Here is a 19,897-nt window from a genome sequence, read left to right as displayed (position 1 = left end):
CAGTGGGCTCATGACCATTTCTGACGGCGGACCACAGGTGAAGAGCGATGCCGAGAGTACGACCCTGTCCCTGGACGACGGCGACATCTACGTGTGCCAGGACGGCCCCCGCGATGCCCCCGTACTCCTGCTCATCCACGGGTCCGCCTCCTCGACCCGCTCGTGGGACGCGCTGGTACCGCTGCTGACCCGATCCCATCGCGTCATCCGGATCGACCTGCTCGGCCACGGCCGGTCGGCCAAGCCGGCCGATCGTAGTTACGCGACCCCGGACCAGGGACGCCGGGTCGGCGAGGCACTGGACCGGCTCGGCATCGAGCACGCCATAGTCGTCGGCCATTCCAGCGGCGGCGCGGTCGCCACCGCCCTCGCCGAACAGCGACCCGACCTGGTGACCGCGCTCGCGCTCATCAACACCGGACCCAGCCTGAACGCCTTCATCCCATCGGAGTCCGCCGCGATCGAACCCGCGCAGTGGCCGCCGACCGACGAGCAGATCCGCCAGTTCGCGAGCACCGGATTCAGCCGCGCGGGCTACCAGATCCCACAAGAGCTCCTGGACGAGGTGCGCGCCATGACCTACCACACGCTCACCGCGACGATGCAGGGCACCCGCCACTACCTGGAGCAGCAGGCGCTCCCGGATCGGCTGACGGCCCTCGGCAAGCCGCTCCTGGTGATCTTCGGCGAGGACGACCGCAGATGGCGATCCTCCTCCGCCGCCGACTACCGCACCGTTCCAGGCGCGAACGTCGAGTTGCTGCCCGGTCTCGGACACTCACCCATACTCGAGGATCCGCCGCGGATCGCCACACCCCTCCTGGCCTTCGCCGCGACAGAACACAGCGGATGATCTTGGGGAGCGGTCGAGCTTATCGCAGTACCCCCTCTTACAACAGGCTCAGCGAACATCGCAAAGGAGCAACACATGGCCGAGAGCCCGCTCGTTCAGCTCAAGGACGGAGCCGTCCGCGGCAAGGTCAGGTCAGGGGTCTCCGCCTTCCTCGGCATCCCCTATGCCGCGGCTCCGTTCGGCGCGAACCGGATGCGATCGCCACAGCCCGTTCAGCCCTGGGACGGCGAGCGCGACGCCACCGCCTACGGCCCGACGGCGCCCAAGGGCAGCTACCCGCCGCAGTACGCACCGCTCTTCCCGGAAGTGGTGATCCCCGGCGAGGACTGCCTGAACCTCAACGTGTGGACACCCGACCCGGGCGCGACCGGGTTGCCGGTGCTGGTCTGGATCCACGGCGGCTCGTTCACCAACGGATCCGGGTCGGTCGGCGAGTACGACGGCAGCGCGTTCGCGCGCGACGGCGTCGTGTGCGTGACCGTCAACTACCGGCTGGCCGCCGATGGCTTCCTCTTCCTCGACGATGGCATCGCCAACCTCGGCCTGCTGGATCAGCTTGCGGCGCTGCGCTGGGTGCGGGCCAACATCGCCAGGTTCGGCGGCGATCCGTCGCGGGTCACCGTGGCCGGCGAGTCGGCCGGGGCCATGAGCGTGACCGCGCTGCTGTCGATGCCGCTCGCTGAGGGCATGTTCAGCCAGGCCATCGCGCAGAGCGGCGCGGCCGCGCACACGCTTACCCGCGACGAAGCGCTCAAGGTCAGCGGCTTCCTCGCCGATTCGCTGGGCGTGCCGGCGGATCGGGACTCGATCAAAGCGGTGCCGCTCGAGCGGCTCATCCAGGCCGCGTCGGACCTGGTCGTCGAGGTGCAGACCACCCCCGATCCGATCAAGTGGGGCAAGCTCGCGCTGAACTTGCTGCCGTTCGCGCCGACTGTGGACGGCGTCACGTTGCCCCAGGCGCCACTGCCGGCGATCAGCGCGGGGCAGGGCGCCGACGTCGGCCTGCTGATCGGATCGAACCGTGACGAAGCCCGGCTGTTCCTCGTCGCGCCGGGCGTCATCGACCTGATCGACGATGCGACGCTCGAGGCGGCTGCCGGAACGTACGGCCTGCCTGCGGAGTCGCTGGCCGCCTACCGGGCCAACCGGCCGGGAGCCGGCCCGGGCGACCTGCTGGCCGCCGTCGTCACCGACTGGTTCTACGCCATCCCGTCGATCCGGGTCGCCGAAGCCCGCGCTTGTCAGGGGACGGCGAACACATGGACCTACCGGTTCGACCACCCCGATCCCGAGGACAACAACCGGCTGGGCGCGTGTCACGGCGCGGAGGTGCCGTACGTGTTCGACACCATCGGCCGCGATGACGTCCGGCCGCGCCTCGGCGCCACGCCGTCGCAGGCCGTCGCCGACCAGGCGCACAAGGTGTGGGTGGACTTCATCACCCGCGGAGACCCGGGATGGCCGGCCTACGACACCAGCCGCCGCGCCACCGGCCTGATCTCCGATCGCATCACTGCCGTCGACGACCCGGCCGCCGCCGAGCGCACCTGCTGGGACCGCATCCGGTAACGGCAAGAGAACCCCGGGCGCGCCCACTGTCCGAGCGCTATGGATGGGTACGCGAAGGAGATGATCGCCCGAGGCCCGCCCATGGCCGACGACGGCGACACACCCACCGGCAGCGTGCACATCGTCGACCTGCCCGATCCCGTCGCCGCCCGTGCGTTCGCCTTCGACGAGCCGAACGACCAGGCTGGCGTATACCGGGACGTTCTCCTGCGACGGTGGCGCAACACGCTGGGGCGCACCATGTGGGATTTCCCCGGCGGCCGGACCGGCGGCAACCGGTACCTGGTGCCGACATCGAGCTGCACAACTGGCAGTTCGGCGGGCGGCCCTCCTAACCCGCGAACGGGCGGCTCCGGGTCGATGGCATGCGAAGGTGATCGGCTTTGGGGTGTCCAACAGTGAGATGTCCGCTGTCTCGTCGGCGAGCCGGCCGCTACCGGCTCAGGAGCTCCACCACTTTCGCCTGGCCGGCGGAGCGTGCCCACTCCAGCGGCGTGGCATCGTAATCGTGATCCCGTACCAACCGGTCAGCTCCCAGCTCCAACAGCGCTCGCACCATCGGCAGGTGGCCTGCCCGCGCCGCCTTGTGCAACGCCGTCGACGGAAGGCGCGCGTTCACGTCGAAGCCCAGCGCGCAGGCCAGCCGTACGGCTGGCACCCGGCCGTACTCCGCGGCGTTGATGAGCAGATCGCGGCGCCGCGTCAGGATTTGTCGGGCCAGTCCCGGATCGGCGCTCAGCAACTGCTCGACCTGTTCCCGATCCCCTCGCATGATCGCCGCTTCCGCGACGTCCAGCCCTCGGAGCGTGCCGGAGGCTCCCGCATCGGTCAGCAGCCGCGCGACCTCCGTATGCCCGCCCAGCAGTGCCAGCTCCAGTGCCGTGTGCCCGCCGAAGGACGGATGCCCGTCGCCCTTGACGTCGGCGGGCGCGCCGTGCGCCAGCAGGCACCGCATCCGGCCCGCCTGGCCACGCAACGCGACTGTCAGCACCGTGTTCTTCAGCATGCGGGCCGGCGAGTCCTGCACCTGGCCCAGCCTGGCCCGCCACGGCCCGCCGTCCCCACGGCCGAGCCCGAACTCCAGCAACAACTCCAGGTAACCGGTGTCATCACTCAGGAGTCCGCGGTTGTACAGGGCCTGGCCGTCGTTGGCGTCCGCCCCCGCCCGTAGGAGCACCCGGGCCAGCTCCAGGCCCCGCGGGTGCGGCGGTTGCCCCAGCTCTCCTCCGCCCAGCGCCCCGGTCAACGCGGTGAACGGCGGCGCCAGCCCCTCGGGCAGGTAGCCGGCGTTCGGATCAGCGCCCGCCGCCAGCAGGACCCGCACTGTCCCCACGGCATCGGACTGCGTCACCCGTGAATAGGTCAGGTACAGCAGCGGCTCCCAGCCGAACGGGCCGCCATGTGCCTGGGCCGATGCGGGGTCGGCCGCCACCGCGCGTGCCATCCCGGCGGCGTCGCCGACCGCCGCCATCGTCCACACCGACGCGTCGGCTATCCGCGGATGGGCGGCCAGCAGCCGCGCCGCGGTCTCGGTGCTCGCGGGTGCGTGGTAGGTCAGGCAGGCCAGCCGCAAGAACTCAGTCGCGGAGTCGGCCGACGGGCCCACCTCGTGTGGCCGGCGCGCAAACTCGTCCACCATCGCCAGGTGCGCGCGCAGCCGCGGCCAGCTCGTGAAGCCGTACTTGCGGGCCACCACCAGTTGGGCGCCGGCCAACCGCAGTTCGGACAGCTCTCCTGGATGCCACCCGCCCGCCGTCGCGAGCGCGCGGCTCTCGCCCGCGCGTACGCCGCGCAGCAGTTGCTTGGCCTCGTTCTTCAGATGGCCGAGACTGGGGTTTTCGGGCAGACGATTGGTCACGAAGACCTCCCTTTCGGATGTGCCCGACGTCCGCAGCTTCGGGCCGAAAAGGAGGAATGACGCAAAACGAGTGAGGATCGGGTGGGCTGAGCTCTTCCCGCGGACCGGTCGCGCCCCGAAAACGCGAAACCTGAGCGTACCCCATCATCTTATTTCCGGGTATAGCTGGTTGCGGCTGACGGACCCTGCACGGCCAGGCCTTCGGCGCGCAGCCGACCGCGCCCGGCCCATGAGCAGGCGCGGTCACCCTTTCACGGTGCGGGTCAAGGTCGCTGCGATGACTTTTGAAGCGCTACAGGCCGGATCGGGCCGGGCAGGCTGAGCTGGGCCGCGCCGAGGGCTGACAGCTCCGGTTCGACGAGGACGCGGTACGGCAGCCCCGCCGTCGCGGCCTTCAGCCGCATCCACCCCGGCGAGTGGGTCCATCCACCAGCCGCGTAGACGACCTGCGCCTCGGGTGCCAAGCGACGCAGAGCAGTGGTGCCGGCCCGCGCGAGTTGCCACACCGCGCCCGCCGCCCTTTGCTCGCTGGACAGCCGCTCGGCCGCCGGAGTCCAGCGGGGAGCCTCGCCACCTTCGGCACCCGGTACGAACACGTGTGCACCGGGGGGTGTCACCGTGAGGTCACCGGCCAGGACCGCGTCCAGGTGGGGGGCCAGGCCCGCGCCCCGCAGCCAGGACATGTTGCGGTCCAGTTCCAGTACGGTGAGCGCGGTCCGGCCGGTGCCGAGGATCGCGGGGGAGAGATCGGCGCCGGGCGGTGGCCGGTCGGCCGTGACGGTCCGCACGATGACCTCTGCCGTGCCCATCGAGTCGAGCGGCGCGCCCGGGTCCTGCCGGTGCACGACGGAGGCGGCGATCGGGTGGTCGTGGCCGCCGGCGACGACGACGGCGTCAGAGCCGAGCAGTCGCGCCAGCCGCGGGCTGCGCAGCTCGCCGACCACGGTGCCGGCGGGGACGACCGGTGGCAACAGCTCAAGCGGCAGGAACGGGGTGACCCGGTCGGGATCCCACCTGCCTGGTTCCAGCAGCCAGGCTCCGGTGCGGGCGGCGAGGCTGCTGGACATGACGGCGCGGCCGGTCCAGTGCAGGGCCGGGTAGTCGGTGCACGCCACCCAGCCGGTCGCCGCGGCGATCTGCTCGGACGGGAGCAGGGCCCAGGCCGCGATGGTACGGGCGGCGTCGAGTTCCAGCCCGTAACGGGTGCGGTCGTCCGGACGGCGTAGTTCGGCCAGCCGGTCGAGCACGCTGCGGCGGGACGGGTCGAACCACGGCAGCGCCGTGCCGAGCGGCCGGCCGGCGGCGTGCAGCACGCCGTCCTCGCCGACACCCGCGACGCAGACCCCGCGTAGCCGGGGGCGGGAGAGGCCGCGGGCGGCCGTGAGGATCAGTTCCTCAAGGGTGTCGACGAGGGTGCCGGGATGGGTGCGCGGCCCGGCCCTCGGGGTGGGCCGGGCCGCGCGGGCGAGTACGGTGCCGTCGCCGTCCGTGAGCAGCACCTTGACGTTGGTGCTGCCCAGGTCGGCGCCGGCCCAGACGTCTCCCATCGTCAGATGGTCTGCAGCGCGCGGCCGCCGGTACGCGAGAGCGCGGCCAGCCGCTCGACGATGGCGTGCGCCTCCGGCAGGGGGCGCTGCCAGATGTTGCGGCCGACGATGATGCCGCGAGCACCGGCCACGACGGTCTGCCGGACGGCCTCGACGGTTTCGGCAGGCTCACCCGCGCGAGGGCCGCCGGCGATGACGACGGGCAGACCGAGCTCCTCGACGAGGCGGTGGGTGCCCTCCTCCCCGGGGAACGCGATCTTGATGATGTGCGCGCCGAGGTCGAACGCGATGCGCGCGGCCTGCTCCTCGGCCGCGACGACCTCCGCGGTGCGCGGCGCGCCCAGCAGCACCGGCTCCAGCATCAGCGGGATCTGCCAGCGTTCGCAGTCGGAGATCACCTTGCCGACGCGGGTCACCAGCGCGGCCTGCTCGGCCTTGGTGGTGTTCCACGGCATCAGCATCTTCACGCAGTCAACGCCGAGCCGGACAGCGTCCTCGACGCTGTGCTGCAACGCCCCGAAGCCGGTGGAGGCGTCGGTGTAGTGGTAGAACGCGTCAATCGCCATGACCCGGGAAAGATGTGGGCGCTGGGCGAAGTACTGCTCGGTACGCACGACCAGGCCGGGGCTCATCATGAAGCCTGTGATGTCGTCGTCGCCGAACTCCTCGACCACCGCGGCCGGGTTCTCCAGGCCCGGCAGGCGGTCGAAGATGAGCCCGTGGTCGACGGGCATGATGATGGCCGTTCGATCTTGCGGCAGCGTCCGGGTCATGCGGTAAGCCATAGTCATCAGGGGTTGCCTTCCCATCAGTGGGTGATGTGGACCTTGAGCGCCTCGGGTGAGGCGGCGACCGCGAGCGCGTCGGCGTAGGACGCGAGCGGAAGTTCGTGGGTGACCAGCGGCCGGATGACCGAGGCCAGGTCGGTGATCTGCTCGACCGCCGCCGGATAGCAGTCGGCGAGGCTGTTCGAGCCGAGCACCGTCAGTTCCTTTTCGAAGACCTCGAACGGATGCAGGGGTACGGCCGTCTCCGGCGCGGTCACGCCCATCTGGACCAGGGTGCCGCGGACCGCGATCCGCTCCAGCGCGTCGGCGACGGCGGACGGATGACCGCTCGCCTCCACGACGATCTGGGCTCCGCCGGGCAGGTCGAGGCCGCCCGCGGAGGCGGCTGCCCGGTCGGCGCCGAGGCGGAGCGCGGTGTCGCGGCGGATCGCGTGCGGTTCGACGACCTGGATCCGGCCGGCGCCGCGCTGCTTCGCCACGGCGCACAGCAGCAGGCCGATCGAGCCCGCTCCGTACACCAGGATGTCCTTGTCCTTCAGGTCCCCGGCGCGGTCCAGGGCGTGCAGTACGCATGCCAGCGGCTCGATCAGCGCGCCCGTGGTGGCGTCGACGCCGGCGGGCAGGCGGTAGGTGACGCGGGCCGGGACGACCACCTTCTCGGCGCAGGCGCCGGCGCGGGTCACCCCGACGGGTTCGAGGCGTACGCACAGGTTGTAGGCCTTGATCCGGCACCAGCGGCACACGCCGCAGTGGATGTTCGGGTCGACGCCGACCAGGTCGCCGGGGGACAGGCCGCGCACGTCCGCGCCGAGCTCGACCACGGTGCCGGCGAATTCGTGGCCAGGCACGACGGGGTACCGGCCGGTGGCGTAGCTGCCCTCGACCAGGTGCAGGTCGGTGCCGCAGATGCCGACCGCCGCGGGGGCGATCACGACGTCCTCCGGGCCGGGTACCGGGTCGGGCAGCTCGGTCAGCTCCACGTGGCCGTTGCCGTCCAGGACGATCGCGCGCATCACTTCACCGCTCCGAACAGCAGGCCGCGCACCAGACTGCGCTGGCAGATCCAGCCGAGGATCACGACCGGGACGCTCACCACGGTGGCGACGGCCGCGACCTGCGCGGTGTAGAGCTCGCCGAACGACAGGAACTTCTGCATGAACACCGGCAGGGTGGAGGCGGTGGTGGTGAGGTTCACGGCGTAGAAGTACTCGTTCCAGGAGAACACGCAGGACAGCAGGGCGGTCGCCCACAGCCCGGGCCGGATCAGCGGCAGCACGATGCTGCGCATGATGCGCGGCCGGTCCGCTCCGTCCATCGCCGCGGCCTCTAGCACCTCGCCCGGAACCTCCTGCAAGAAGGAGCGGATCATCCACACGGCCAGCGGCAGGTTCATGCCGAGGTGCAGGATGATCAGCACGGTCACGGTGTTCAGCAGGTTGAGCTGCTGGGCGACGACATAGATCGGGATGATGCCCGCCGCGATCGGCATCATCTTCGTGCTGATGAAGAAGAACAACACGTCCTGCGCCTTGGGCACCGGCCGTACGGACAGGGCGTACGCCGCGGGTACGGCGAGCACCAGCACCAGGATCGTGGAGACCACGGCGACGGCGATCGAGTTACCCGCATACGCCCAGAAACCCGCGCCGAAGGCGTCCCGGTAGTGCCCGAGCGTCGGCTGGAAGATCAGCCTGGGTGCCGGCGAGGCCGCGTCGATCTCGCTCTGGAAGCTCTTGAGCAGCATGTACGCGATGGGAGAGAACAGCAGCAACGATCCGAGCCAGCCCAGCACGGCCACCGGCCAGCGGGCCGTGTCCATGTCCGGCCGGCGTCGAGGCTCGGCCCGGATCTCGGCGGGCGCGGCGACGGCGGTCGATTGTGGGGTCGTGACGGTCATCGCCGTCCCTCCTGCCGGAAGATGCCGGACAGCAGCCGCAGCGCCGGCATCGCGAGAGCGATCGTGAGCACCAGCGTGACCAGTCCGTACGCCGACGCCGTACCGAAGTCGAAGGAGTTGAACGCACGCAGGTAGACGTAGTACGTGATGTTGGTGGTCCCGTACGCGGGACCGCCGGCGGTGAGCAGGGCGATCTCGCCGAACGTCTGGATCAGGTTCATGCTCAGCAGCAGCGCCGTGAGCTCGAGGAACGGCCGCAGATGCGGCAGGATCACGCCGCGGAACTGCCACCACCACCCCGCGCCGTCGACCCGCGCGGCCTCGATCTGCTCGTCGGGCATCGCCTGCAGCCCGGCCAGCAGCACGAGCATCGCGAACGGCGTCCACCGCCAGGACGTGATCAGGGTGATGGACAGCATCGACTGCTCGCTCAGCCAGCTCACGCGCGGCAGCCCGGCCAGATCGGTCAGCCAGCCGAGCAGCCCGAACGACGGGTCGAACATCGCGCTGCGCCAGAACAGCGCGGCTGCCACCGGCATGATGAAGAACGGCGTGATGGCGAGCGTACGGGCGAGGCCACGGCCGGGGAACTTCTTCTGCAGCAGGATCGCGAGCACCAGCCCGATGGCCATGCTGACGACCGTCGCCCCGGCGGTGAGGACCACGGTGTTCCCGATGGACTTCCAGAAGGTGCCGTCGGTGAACGTGGCCTGGTAGTTGGCGAGCCCGGTGAAGCTCCGCTCGCCAGGGTTGAGCAGGTTCCAGCGCTGCAGTGAGTACCAGATCGTCAGGACGAACGGGATCTGCGTGAGCGCGAGCGTGATGACGAGAGCCGGCAGCAGCGGGGCGCGCCGGCTCCATGACCCGCGCCGGGTCGTCTTCGCCGGGCTCGCCCCTGTGGCGATGGCGGTCATGTCCTACCTTTTCCTGGTTGTCGGGTGGCGTCGCGGGTGGTGGCCTTCGCGACGCCACCCGGGCGGCTACTTGAGGTAACCGGCCTTCTTGACGGCGCTCTCGGTGTACGTCTGGGACTTCCGCAGCGCCTGCGGCACGGTCTGGGTGCCACTGATGGCGCCCGCGATCTGCTGGGAGACGTAGTCGCCGATGTCGGTGAACTCCGGGATCTGCACGTACTGCACCCCGGTGTAGGGCACCGGCTGGACGGTCGGCTGCTTCGGCTTGGCCGCGTTGATCGACTTCAGGGTCAGGTCGGCGTAGGACTTGGCCGCGTGCTGATAGTCCGGGATCGTGTACGTCGAGGCGCGCGAGCCGGGCGGGATCGAGTCCCAGCCGGCCTTGGTCCCGGCCAGCTTGATGTAGTCCTTGCTGGTCGCCCACGAGACGAACTTCCAGGCGGCGTCCTTGTTCTTGCTGGATTGAGTGATCCCCAGCCCCCAGGACCACAGCCAGCCGGAGGCCTCAGTTTTCTCCACCGGCGCCAGAGCGAAACCCACGTTGTCCTTGATCTCCGGGGTGGCCTGCTGCAGGACGGAGCCGGCGAAGACCGTGTCGTCGTACCACATCGCGGTCTTGCCCTGGGTGATCTGCTGCAGGCAGCCCTCCCAGCCGTCCTTGGCGGCGTCGGGCTGGCCGTGCTCGCGCAGCAGATCCACGTAGAACTGCACGGCCTTGGTGGTCTCGGGCGAGGTGAGCTGCGGTTGCCACTTCTCGTCGAACCAGCGCCCGCCGAAGGTGTTGATGACCGTGGTCAGCGGGGCCAGGTTCTGCCCCCAGCCGGGCAGGCCGCGCAGGCAGATGCCCGAGACGCCGGCCTGCTTGTCGTCCATCTTGGCCGCGGCCTCGGCGACCTGTTCCCAGGTGGGCTGCTCGGGGATCGTCACGCCGGCCTTCTTGGCGAGGTCCTTGCGGTAGAAGAGGAAAGAGCTGGAGCCGTAGAACGGAGCGCCGTAGAGCTTGCCGTCGGCCGAGACGATGTCCTTGATCGGCTGCAGTACGTCGCCCGAATCCCAGGCGGTGTCTTTGGCGACGTAGTCGTCGAGTGGAACGATCCATCCGTTCTTCGCCCAGATCGGCACTTCGTAACTGCCGATCATCGTCACGTCGTACTGGCCGGCCTTCGTGGCGACGTCCTTGGTGACGGCGGGGCGCAGGTCGTTCTCCGGCAGAGTGGTGAACTTGACCTTGATGCCGGGGTTCTTCTGCTCGAAGTCGGAGATCAGGCCTTCGGCGGTCTTCATCTGCGGGTTCGCCGCGAGCGCCACGGTGATCGTGACGTTGCCCGCGGCGTCCTTCCCGGCGGTGGGGTCTGAGCAGGCTGAGGCGGCGGCCATGGTGCCGATGACCAGCAGCGCCGCGCTGATTCTTCTGTTGCGGAGACGCATGGAGTCCTCCTGGAAACGGGCAGGGGTGGACCGGCCCGCCGCCTCGGCGGCGGGCCCGGGTTCGGTTACGTCCTCGGCGGGGTCAGGGGCTGACGATCCGGCCGATCTCGGGGGAGTGTGAGGTGGTGGAGGCCGGTGTGGGGGCGCCGACCTGGATCTCGACGTGGACGACATCGCTGCGTACCCAGACCTCGTGGTGATCGAAGGCCACGAGGTTCGTATCCCAGGAGGTCGACTTGATCTTCAGGAGCGGCGTGCCGGAGGACACCTGGAGCAGGTCGGCGATGCCACCCTCCGCGGCGACGGCCTCGACCGTGCGGGACGCGCTGGCGACGGCGTAGCCCGCCTTGCGCAGGGTGCTGTTGAGTGAGCCGCCGCCGGTCGGGACGTCGCTGCGCGACACCAAGGTCCCGATCTGCGGGGGCAGGTAGTTGATGGAGAACAGAGCGACCTTGCCGTCGAGCTCGCGGAGCCGCTCGAGGACGTAGCCGTGACTGCCCGGAGGTAGCTGGAGCGCCTCGACGGCCGACTCCGGCAGCGGCACCTGCTCGGCGCGCAGCACCTGAGTGATCACCTGGCGCTGGCGACCTTCGACCTCGTCCTCGAAGAAACCCTCACGACCCTGCAGCAGCCATCCCCGCTGTGGCGGCATCGAGGCGAACGCGCCGCGACGGGCGATGCGGGTGACCCAGCCCTGCTCTTCCAGCAGCCGGAGCGCCTCACGGACGGTGGCCCGGGAGAGGTTCCAGGTGGTGGCCAGTTCGCCCTCGCTCGGCAGGCGGTCGCCCATGGCGAGGGTGCCGTCCGAGATCTGCTTGCGGATCCGGTCGGCCAGCTGGAGGTAGTAGGGCTCGACCGAGACGCGGTTGATGGCTTTGCCGTCGTCGGGTCTGTTCACGGAGGACTCCATAATCTGAGGTCAGTGCCCTGGTACGTACAAGACGTACAGTCTGGACAAGGAGCAATGTAGGCGTTAGTTTTCCAGCACGTCAAGAGCTTGTTACACAGGAGACAAGGCTGCGCATGAGCCGACGACAGTTTCTCAACGACCCCGAACACGTGGTTCCCGAAGCGCTCGAAGGGCTGGTCCTGGCGCATCCGGGACTCCTGAGGCTGAACCCCGAGCCCGCGTACGTGACCCGGGCGAAACCCGCCACCGGCAAAGTCGCCCTCGTGTCGGGAGGCGGCTCCGGGCACGAGCCGCTGCACGCCGGCTTCGTCGGCACCGGCATGCTCGACGCGGCCGTGCCCGGCGCGGTGTTCGCCAGCCCGACCGCGTTGCAGGTGTCGGCCGCGACGACCGCGGTGGACACTGGTCAAGGCGTCCTGCAGATCGTCAAGAACTACACCGGCGACGTGCTCAACTTCCGGATCGCCGCCGAGATCGCCGGTGACGAGGGCGCCGCCGTCGAGCAGGTCCTCGTCGACGACGACCTGGCCTCCGAACGCGCCGACGGTGAAGGGCCCGGACGGCGCGGCACGGCGGCGGTCGTGGTGGTCGAGAAACTCTGTGGCGCTCTGGCCGAGCAAGGGGCCGAGTTGCCGCGGCTGGCCCGGTTCGGCCGGGAAGTGGTCGGGGACGCCCGCAGCATGGGCATCGCGCTGGCCGCCGGTGCGCACCCCGGCGAGCGGGCTCCCGCCTGGGAACTGGCCGACGACGAGGTCGAGCTGGGCGTCGGCATCCATGGCGAGCGGGGCATCGGCCGGCGGCCGTACGCGAGCGCCGACGAGCTCACCGCCGACCTGCTCGACCGGCTGGTCGCCGCGCTCGGCCTCGGCCGGGGCGACGGCGTGTTCGTCGTGGTCAACTCCCTCGGCGCCACGCACGGTCTCGAACTGGCGCTGGTGCACCGGGCCGTGCACCGGCAACTGGCCGGGCGCGGCATCGAGGTGGCGCGCAGCCTGGTCGGTCCGTACGTCACGTCGCTCGACATGGCCGGTCTGTCGATCACGCTGGTCCGCGCCGACGACACCCGTGTCGCGCTCTGGGACGCGCCCGTACGCACGCCCGCCCTGACCTGGTGAAAGGCTTTCACATGAACGGATCCGACGCGCGGGAGTGGATGGGCCGGTTCTTCGCCGCCTTCGACCGCGAGCAGCAGACTCTCACCGACCTCGACCGGAGAACAGGCGACGGCGACTTCGGCGCCAACCTGCGGTCGGCCCTCGGCCGTGCCCGCACCGCGCTCGACGCCACCGAGACCGCCACCCCTGGTGACGTGTTCGACGTGGTCTCGACCGCCTTCCTGAACACGGGCGGGACGTCCGGCCCGCTGTTCGGCATGTGGTTCCGAAACCTGGCGAAGGCGACCCGCGCCCCGACAGTCGGCGTGGCCGACCTGGCCCGCGGCTTCACCGACGGAACCTCGACCGTGCAGCGGCTCGGCGGCGCTAAACCGGGAGACAAGACCATGGTGGACGCCATGGCCCCCGCCGCCGAGGCCCTCGCGGCGGCGACCGGCGGCATCCACGAGGCCCTGGCCGCCGCGGCCGCCGCCGCGCGATCCGGTGCCGAGGCCACCGCGGAGCTGCTCGCCAAGCGCGGCCGGGCGAGCTACGTGGGTGAAGTGGCCCGCGGCGTCCTGGATCCGGGAGCGGTCGCGGTGGCCCTGCTGGTCGAAGCCGCCTGCGGATGAGACATGCCGGGTGTCCTGTGCGAGAGCGATCGAACTACTCGGTGCGGCCGGACAGCACTTCGACGAGCTTGAACAGGCCGGAGTGGTCGAGGTCGCCATCACCGCGCGCGACGAGAGCGGCGATCAGCTGGGCCACGGCGCCGCCGAGCGGGATGACCACGCCGACGTCGCGTGCTGCCGACGTGACGATGCCACGGTCGCCTTCGGGCATGTTCCCGGCGAAGAAGTTGAGCCCGACGAGTCGCACCCCGGCATCACGGACCGCCGCGACGAAGGCGTCGGCACCACGACGCCTGCCATCTCGCCAACGGGCGCATCGCCGGTGCCGGGCTGGACGAGGTCAGCAGGTGTCCGAGAGGGACGACGTCCTGCACCGCGCTGGGCCAAGGCCGGCATCAAGGTGATCATCGGCTCACGGAGTGCCGAGCGTGCCGAGACGGCCGCCGCCGAGCTGGGTGACGGCGTGACCGGCATGGACAACCAGGACACAGCCGCCATGGCGGACGTCGTGCTCGTCGCGGTGCCGTGGGAGGGCCACAGTGAGCTGCTGGCCTCGCTGCGGGACCAGCTCGCCGGCAAGATCGTCATCGACTGCGTGAACCCGCTCGGCTTCGACAAGCAGGGCCCGTTCGCGCTCCCCGTCGAGGAGGGGAGCGCCGCGCAGCAGGCGGAGAAGCTGCTGCCGGAGTCCCGGGTGACGGCCGCGTTCCACCACGTGTCGGCGGTACACCTCGCCGACCTGTCGATCCCCGAGCTGCACACCGACGTGCTCGTCCTCGGCGACGATCGCGAGGCCACCGACCTCGTGCGCGCGCTGGCCGACGCGGTGCCGGGCATGCGGGGCGTGTACGGCGGGCGGCTGCGCAACGCCCACCAGGTGGAGGCGCTGACCGCCAACCTGATCGCGATCAACCGCCGTTACAAGGCACACGCGGGAATCCGTATCACCGACGTGTGACGATCCCGCCGCCACCGTCACGCCGAGCGTCACTTCGCGAACGCCCAGCCGCTCGGCGAGACGCTGGTGAACGTCGCAATGCCGAATCGCGGCTCAGCGTCCGACCAGGGCTAGGTCGAGCAGCCGAGGTCTTCCGCGCGCTTGGCGAGCGCCGTCCATTCCTTCGCCGACCCGGACGGTCCGGCGAGGAAACCGAGTCGGAGAACGCGATCACCCATGTGACGCTCCTCGCCCCGAGACGCGCTGCGTACACGGAGTGCTCGACCTTGGCCCGCGCCGCCGCCTCGGCGACCGCGCGGCCCTGACGCTCCTCGCCCTCGATCCCGTCCGGGCCCATGAACGTCTGCACGCTGTAGACCCCGTACGCACCGCCGAGCGCGGCATCGAGGGAATGCGGATCATCGAGATCACCCTTGACCACCGGCGCCCGTGGAGATCGAGTCTCTGGTGCTGCGGATTAGACAGTTAGCATCCCGCCCGGTGCTGTGCCGGACGACGAATTATGAGGAAATAGCCCACATGAAGGTGGCTAACACGTGTCCGGGCGGCTCAGCTTGGTGACCGACGTCGCCTGGTCGTACGTGGCGGGCGTGCCGGTGGGGCAGGACATCTCTGAGCGCCAGGCTCGGTCGCACACCACAGCGCTTCCTCGCCCCCGGCGTCGAACTGGTCAGATGCGCCATCGCATGGTCGCCGGCCACTGATGTCGCCTTCCCGTCCGTTCCCAGGAGGTCGCAATGCCGTTACACGGGCTGTCGTCAATCACCGTCGGTGTGCCCAACATCGCGGACACCCGGAACTACTACACCGAGTTCGGCCTCGCCCCGGAGCCGGATGGCTGGCTGTCCACACGGGACGGGGGACGCCAGCTACGGCTGGTGCCCGCCGCGACCCGGCGGCTGGTCGAGGTCGTCGTCCGTGCCGAACACGGTGACGACCTCGACGCCGTGGCAGACCGGTTGAACCGGCTCAGCGTGCCGGTGACGTGCGACGCGGACTCGGTCACCGCGCTGGAGCCGGTCGCCGGGTTCCGGGCGGTGGTGCGGGTAGCCGAACCGGTGCGGCAGGCCCCGGTCCCGGCGGCCTCGTACAACGGTCCCGGGCGGTTCGAGCGGTTGACCAGCCGCGCGCCCGCCGTCCTGCGCACCGGACCGGTGCGACCGCGCAAGCTCGGCCACGTCGTCATGGGCTCGACCGACTACGAGGCCACCCGGCGGTTCTTCACCGACGGGCTCGGGTTCAAACTCAGCGACGAGATCACCGGCAAGGGCGCGTTCCTGCGCTGCTCCACCGACCATCACAATGTGCTCGTACTGGCGGCGCCGGTGGAGTTCCTGCACCACAGCTCGTGGCAGGTCGACGACATCGACGAGGTCGGTCGCGGCGCCACCGCGATGCTGGAAGACCACCCCGAACGGCATGTGTGGGGGCTGGGCAGGCATCACGCCGGGTCCAACTTCTTCTGGTACCTCAAAGATCCGGCGGGGAACTTCTCCGAGTACTACTCCGACATGGATTGCATCGTCGACGACCAACTCTGGACGCCGGAAGCCATCGAAGGCGCCAAGGGCCTGTTCAGCTGGGGGCCACCGCCACCGCCGTCGTTCCTGCGGCCAGAGGACCTGGCCGGGTTGATGACCGGCGCGCACCAAACAGGATGAGTTCGATGGGTGAGTCGGCGTTCCGTGGCCCGCGCCGGATCGAGACGATCTTGCAAGAGCACCTCGACATCGCCAAGGCCGTACGGGCCGGTGACGCCAACGCGGCGCTGGACGCCGTAAAGCGCCATCTGACCAGCACGTCATGCGCACTGGGCATGGCGACGGAGCCCTAGAGAGCGGCTGTGCGGTGAACCGTGATGACGCCCGGCCGGGATGACCGGCCGGGCGTCATGCTGATCGCCTCCGGGCAGGGATCAGGTGAGGACGGGGTAGTCGGTGTAGCCGCGGTGGTCGCCGCCGAAGAAGGCGACGGGGTCGGGGGCGTTGTACGGGCCGCCGGCCGCGAGACGGGCGGGCAGGTCGGGGTTGGCCAGGAACAGCGCGCCGAAGGCGATCATGTCGGCGGTGCCGTCCTCCACCAGTTCCAGCGCCTCCGACCCGGTGGGGGCGGGGTGGGTGAACGGGTTGAGGATGAACGCGCCGGGCCATTCCTTGCGCAGGCGGCGGGTCAAATCGCGGTCGGCGCTCTCCACCAGGTGCAGGTAGGCCAGGCCGAGCGGGGCCAGCCGCGCCACCAGGGCGCCGTAGGTCTCCTCCACGTCGTCCTCGGCGATGTCGTTGTAGGGGTTGCCGGGCGAGATGCGCAGGCCCACCTTGTCGCCGCCGATGGCCTGCACCACCGCGGTCGCCACCTCGACGGCGAAGCGGATCCGGCCGTCGACCGTGCCGCCCCAGCCGTCGGTGCGGCGGTTGGTGTTGGGGGCGAGGAACTGCTGGATCAGGTAGCCGTTGGCGCCGTGGAGTTCGACGCCGTCGAAGCCGGCGGCGATGGCGTTGCGGGCCGCGGTGGCGAAGTCGCCGATGGTCTGGGCGATCTCGGCCTCGGTCAGTTCCCTGGGAGTGACGAAGTCCTGGGGACCCTGGCGGGTGTAGACCTGCCCGTTGGCCGCCACGGCGGAGGGCGCGACCGGGTGCAGGCCGTCCGGCAGCAGGCTGGGATGGCCGATCCGGCCGGTGTGCATGAGCTGGGCGAAGATCACGCCGCCCGCACCGTGCACGGCGTCGGTCACCTGCCGCCAGGCGGCGACCTGCTCGGCGGAGTGCAGTCCCGGGGTGTCGGGATAGCCCTGGCCGATCGCCGACGGCTGGGTGCCTTCGGTGACGATCAGGCCAGCGCCGGCCCGCTGCGCGTAGTAGGTCGCCATCAGTTCGGTCGGGCTGGCGCCGGGGTCGTAGGCGCGGCTGCGGGTCATGGGGGCCATGGCGATGCGGTTGGCCAAGCGCTTGCCGCCCAGCTCGAAAGAGTCAAATGCCGTAGGCATGATCACATTCCTTGTTCCGAGAAGGTCGCCGCTTGGGGCGGCGCCACTTGCCTGGCGCTCATCGCGTCATTGATTGTCCGAACAAGTAAATTGTGATCGGCCATTCCCTGGTAGCTGTGAACTGCGTCACGATCCACTGATCAGGACAGGGCAAGACGCTCCTGCGGTTCGAGAAGTATTTGTACCTGTTCAAACAGTTCAAGGGTCATTCTGGCCGGGTCGGTCGCGTACACCGCAGGCGGCTTGAGTCACCCCCCGGTCAGTGTTTCCGGAGACCGGCCGATACGTGTGGCGGTCAGGACCACATCGGCCGTGCGTCCGGTAGCAGGATGTTCGTGGCGGCCGCCACGACGCGTTCAGTCCCGAGGTTCCGCCGGTCCGATCGCGACGGCGGTGTCGGTCAGCGGATAGGAGACGCAGGTGAGGACACCACCGTCCTCGACGGTGCCTCGCACCTCGCCACGGAGGAGCTGGATCCGGCATTCGCCACAGCTGCCGACGGTGCACGAATAGGGCATCGGTACGCCTGCGGCGAGGCCCGCGTCGAGCATGGTCTGGCCGGTGGAGACCACCACGTCACCGACGTTCTCGACCGTCATCGTCCGCGCGGTCAGCTCGGGAGCCGCCGCGGGCACGCTGGTGAACTGCTCCTCATGCAGGCGGTCCGAGGCGACGCCGAGGCCGGTCAGACAGTCGCGGACGCTGGTCAGCATGGCCGCCGGTCCGCAGACGTAGTAGTGGGCCCGCTCTGAGTGGATCAGGTGATCGGGGCCGATTCGGCCGGTACGGCCGGTCCAACCCGGGTCGGGGCGAGACAGCACGTGGTGGACCGTGAGACGGCCGGGATGGGCGTCCCGCAGCGCCGCGAGTTCGTCGGCGAAGATGATGTCGGCCTCGGTGCGGTTGCCGTATACCAAGGTGATCGTGGCGTCGGGCGAGGCGGCGAGCACCGTACGAATGATGCTCATGAGCGGTGTGATGCCGCTGCCGGCGCCGATCAGGACGTAGTCCGTGCCGGCCGCCGCGGGATCGGTCACGCCGAAGGTGCCGGACGGCCCGAGGACGCGCATCTCGGTGCCGACGCGGGCGTGGTCGTTGAGATAGGTGGAGCAGAGCCCGTTCCGTTTGACGGTCAGCGTGAGCCGATCCGTGCCGGGGACGGAGGTGGCCGAGTAGGCGCGCCGGACGGTACGCCCGTCGATCTCCATGATGAGTGTGTAGAACTGGCCGGGCGCGAACGCGGTGTCGGCCCCGGAGAACACCAGCGTGACCGCGTCAGACGTCTCCCGGATCACGTCGATCACCCGCACCGGCCGCCCGGGGCCGGTGTCGGTCGCAACGCCGTAGCCTTCCTTCTTGAGCGCGCGGCGGTAGGAGCCGTCTATGATCCGCCGGATCAGCGGGGATAACGCGGCGAGCGGCCTGGCCAGCCAGCGCAGCGCCGGCTTCTTCACGCCGAGTTGCCGTGTCGTCAACGCCATCAGCTCGGAGAGCGTGGCCGCGTCGACGCGGTTGGCGCGGTCCCAGACGTTCGCGGCGGCGACGGCCTGGTTGTGCCGCACTTCGGCCCGCTCCACGGTGACGATGAGGGCGGTCTGCGGGACGGCGCCGCCCAGCGCCATGTCCGCCAGCAGATTCGCGTCGTCCGTGACCACGGCGGTACCGCTCACGTGCAGCACGTCGGTACGGCCGGGAACGAGCATCGCCGCGGAGATCCGGTCGTCGGCGAGCAGGTTGTGAGAGGTGTCCGCGCGCTTGTTGCCGCGCCGGTCCGGGATGGCCAGCGTGTGCCCGTCGATCACCCGGACGAAGCCGGGCGTGTCACCGCGCGGGCTCGTGTCGCTGCCGCCGTCACGGTCCCAGGAGGACACCACGAAGAACGGTGTAGGCCCCAGGAAGGCGGCGACGCCCGCGCTGGACAGCGGCCCGTCGGCGACAGTGGGAACCGACACCGTCGGAACGACCGGATCCCACAGCCGGGACCGGAGAATCGCCCGCGCACAGTGGACATAGGCCTGGCTGACATCGACGACGATCCGACCAGCGGATCGCTCGGCGACCGAGCCGTTCACCCGGAGCGTCTCGCCGACGCCGGGCAGCAGGAAAACGAAGGAGACCGCGCCCGACGCGTCCACCTCGGAGGCGAAAGCGATCCGCGTCGGTGATTCGACCTCGGCGAAGCCGGGCTTTCCGCCGACCACCGTCGTCCGGGGCCGCCCGTCGTCATCGCGGTAGCCGAAGCCCGCGAGCGGCGCGAGGGCGAGCATGTGCCGGCAGGCATCGTCCAGCTCCGCGAGTTCCTTCAGCATCACCATCGCCGGTGGGCGTCCGATGATCGCCTCGAGCTGCGCCACGGTCGTGATCCGGTTCATGGCGACGATTGGTCGTCGGCCGCTTTCGGTCGTCGAAGATATGGTTCGCATCGTTTTGAGGCCTCCAAGGCATGGAAATGGCGTGGAGCGGGCG

At 70.0% G+C, this 19,897-nt stretch carries 18 protein-coding genes and 2 pseudogenes; 8 read left to right on the top strand and 12 right to left on the bottom strand.

Translation table 11 applies throughout. The features are described from left to right. Window positions 1-10 precede the first annotated feature (10 nt). The 3 genes and pseudogenes from KLK06_RS48480 to KLK06_RS48470 all read left to right on the top strand — a co-directional run. Window positions 11-853, top strand: a complete 843-nt coding sequence (locus KLK06_RS48480) for an alpha/beta fold hydrolase (RefSeq protein WP_214642532.1) — start codon at window positions 11-13, stop codon at window positions 851-853. A gap of 75 nt (window positions 854-928) precedes the next feature. Then, complete coding sequence (locus KLK06_RS48475; protein ID WP_214642531.1) at window positions 929-2,422, top strand: carboxylesterase/lipase family protein; 1,494 nt, start codon at window positions 929-931, stop codon at window positions 2,420-2,422. Between the two features lie 27 nt (window positions 2,423-2,449). After that, a pseudogene (locus KLK06_RS48470) lies at window positions 2,450-2,824 on the top strand (YciI family protein); the annotation flags it as partial. A gap of 31 nt (window positions 2,825-2,855) precedes the next feature. Here KLK06_RS48470 and KLK06_RS62720 read toward each other — a convergent pair. The 8 genes from KLK06_RS62720 to KLK06_RS48430 form a co-directional block, all read right to left on the bottom strand. After that, window positions 2,856-4,280, bottom strand: coding sequence for an ankyrin repeat domain-containing protein (locus KLK06_RS62720; RefSeq protein ID WP_214642529.1), 1,425 nt, complete (start codon window positions 4,278-4,280; stop codon window positions 2,856-2,858). Between the two features lie 263 nt (window positions 4,281-4,543). Beyond that, window positions 4,544-5,827, bottom strand: a complete 1,284-nt coding sequence (locus KLK06_RS48460) for an FGGY family carbohydrate kinase (RefSeq protein WP_214642528.1) — start codon at window positions 5,825-5,827, stop codon at window positions 4,544-4,546. Window positions 5,828-5,829: 2 nt separating this feature from the next. Next, on the bottom strand, window positions 5,830-6,600 hold the full coding sequence (locus KLK06_RS48455) for a class I fructose-bisphosphate aldolase (RefSeq protein WP_214642527.1): 771 nt from the start codon (window positions 6,598-6,600) through the stop codon (window positions 5,830-5,832). A 35-nt stretch (window positions 6,601-6,635) separates the two neighbouring features. After that, window positions 6,636-7,628 (bottom strand): alcohol dehydrogenase catalytic domain-containing protein, encoded by a 993-nt coding sequence (locus KLK06_RS48450; RefSeq protein WP_214642526.1) that lies wholly within the window; start codon window positions 7,626-7,628, stop codon window positions 6,636-6,638. Further along, window positions 7,628-8,512 (bottom strand): carbohydrate ABC transporter permease, encoded by an 885-nt coding sequence (locus KLK06_RS48445; RefSeq protein ID WP_214642525.1) that lies wholly within the window; start codon window positions 8,510-8,512, stop codon window positions 7,628-7,630. Before KLK06_RS48445 ends, KLK06_RS48450 begins: the two co-directional genes overlap by 1 nt. After that, window positions 8,509-9,426 carry a carbohydrate ABC transporter permease gene (locus KLK06_RS48440; RefSeq protein WP_214642524.1) on the bottom strand — a complete coding sequence of 306 codons (918 nt, stop codon included), beginning with the start codon at window positions 9,424-9,426 and terminating at the stop codon, window positions 8,509-8,511. The genes KLK06_RS48445 and KLK06_RS48440 overlap by 4 nt, the downstream gene beginning before the upstream one ends. Window positions 9,427-9,492: 66 nt before the next feature. Next, a complete protein-coding gene (locus KLK06_RS48435) occupies window positions 9,493-10,854 on the bottom strand; it encodes a sugar ABC transporter substrate-binding protein (RefSeq protein WP_214642523.1) in 1,362 nt (453 codons plus the stop codon). Window positions 10,855-10,936: 82 nt separating this feature from the next. Next, window positions 10,937-11,752 (bottom strand): GntR family transcriptional regulator, encoded by an 816-nt coding sequence (locus KLK06_RS48430; protein ID WP_214642522.1) that lies wholly within the window; start codon window positions 11,750-11,752, stop codon window positions 10,937-10,939. Between the two features lie 125 nt (window positions 11,753-11,877). On the opposite strand from KLK06_RS48430, the gene KLK06_RS48425 reads away from it, so the two are divergent. After that, complete coding sequence (locus tag KLK06_RS48425; RefSeq protein ID WP_214642521.1) at window positions 11,878-12,879, top strand: dihydroxyacetone kinase subunit DhaK; 1,002 nt, start codon at window positions 11,878-11,880, stop codon at window positions 12,877-12,879. Between the two features lie 11 nt (window positions 12,880-12,890). Further along, window positions 12,891-13,490, top strand: a complete 600-nt coding sequence (gene dhaL / locus KLK06_RS48420) for a dihydroxyacetone kinase subunit DhaL (RefSeq protein WP_214642520.1) — start codon at window positions 12,891-12,893, stop codon at window positions 13,488-13,490. A 34-nt stretch (window positions 13,491-13,524) separates the two neighbouring features. On the opposite strand, the gene KLK06_RS48415 is transcribed toward dhaL, so the two are convergent. Next, entirely contained in the window at window positions 13,525-13,737 is a 213-nt protein-coding gene (locus tag KLK06_RS48415; RefSeq protein WP_214642577.1) for a hypothetical protein, read from the bottom strand. Window positions 13,738-13,812: 75 nt separating this feature from the next. On the opposite strand from KLK06_RS48415, the gene npdG reads away from it, so the two are divergent. Continuing rightward, on the top strand, window positions 13,813-14,448 hold the full coding sequence (gene npdG, locus KLK06_RS48410; RefSeq protein ID WP_308168774.1) for an NADPH-dependent F420 reductase: 636 nt from the start codon (window positions 13,813-13,815) through the stop codon (window positions 14,446-14,448). 238 nt (window positions 14,449-14,686) lie between these two features. On the opposite strand, the pseudogene KLK06_RS63370 reads toward npdG, so the two are convergent. After that, a pseudogene (locus tag KLK06_RS63370) lies at window positions 14,687-14,884 on the bottom strand (NmrA family NAD(P)-binding protein); the annotation flags it as partial. 301 nt (window positions 14,885-15,185) lie between these two features. On the opposite strand from KLK06_RS63370, the gene KLK06_RS48400 reads away from it, so the two are divergent. Together KLK06_RS48400 and KLK06_RS48395 are read left to right on the top strand one after the other, a co-directional pair. Continuing rightward, the gene (locus KLK06_RS48400; RefSeq protein WP_214642518.1) at window positions 15,186-16,109 is read left to right on the top strand and encodes a VOC family protein; all 924 of its coding nucleotides are present in this window, start codon (window positions 15,186-15,188) and stop codon (window positions 16,107-16,109) included. A 5-nt stretch (window positions 16,110-16,114) separates the two neighbouring features. Further along, window positions 16,115-16,282 carry an FCD domain-containing protein gene (locus KLK06_RS48395; protein ID WP_214642517.1) on the top strand — a complete coding sequence of 56 codons (168 nt, stop codon included), beginning with the start codon at window positions 16,115-16,117 and terminating at the stop codon, window positions 16,280-16,282. Window positions 16,283-16,363: 81 nt separating this feature from the next. Here KLK06_RS48395 and KLK06_RS48390 read toward each other — a convergent pair whose 3' ends face one another. Together KLK06_RS48390 and KLK06_RS48385 are read right to left on the bottom strand one after the other, a co-directional pair. Next, complete coding sequence (locus KLK06_RS48390; protein WP_214642516.1) at window positions 16,364-17,431, bottom strand: alkene reductase; 1,068 nt, start codon at window positions 17,429-17,431, stop codon at window positions 16,364-16,366. 356 nt (window positions 17,432-17,787) lie between these two features. Further along, window positions 17,788-19,803, bottom strand: a complete 2,016-nt coding sequence (locus KLK06_RS48385; protein WP_214642515.1) for a pyridoxamine 5'-phosphate oxidase family protein — start codon at window positions 19,801-19,803, stop codon at window positions 17,788-17,790. Window positions 19,804-19,897 lie beyond the last annotated feature (94 nt).

Source organism: Nonomuraea sp. NEAU-A123 (assembly GCF_018603905.1).
GTDB lineage: Bacteria > Actinomycetota > Actinomycetes > Streptosporangiales > Streptosporangiaceae > Nonomuraea.
Note: the sequence above shows the minus strand (reverse complement) of the source record. Positions and strands in the feature narration are given on the sequence as shown.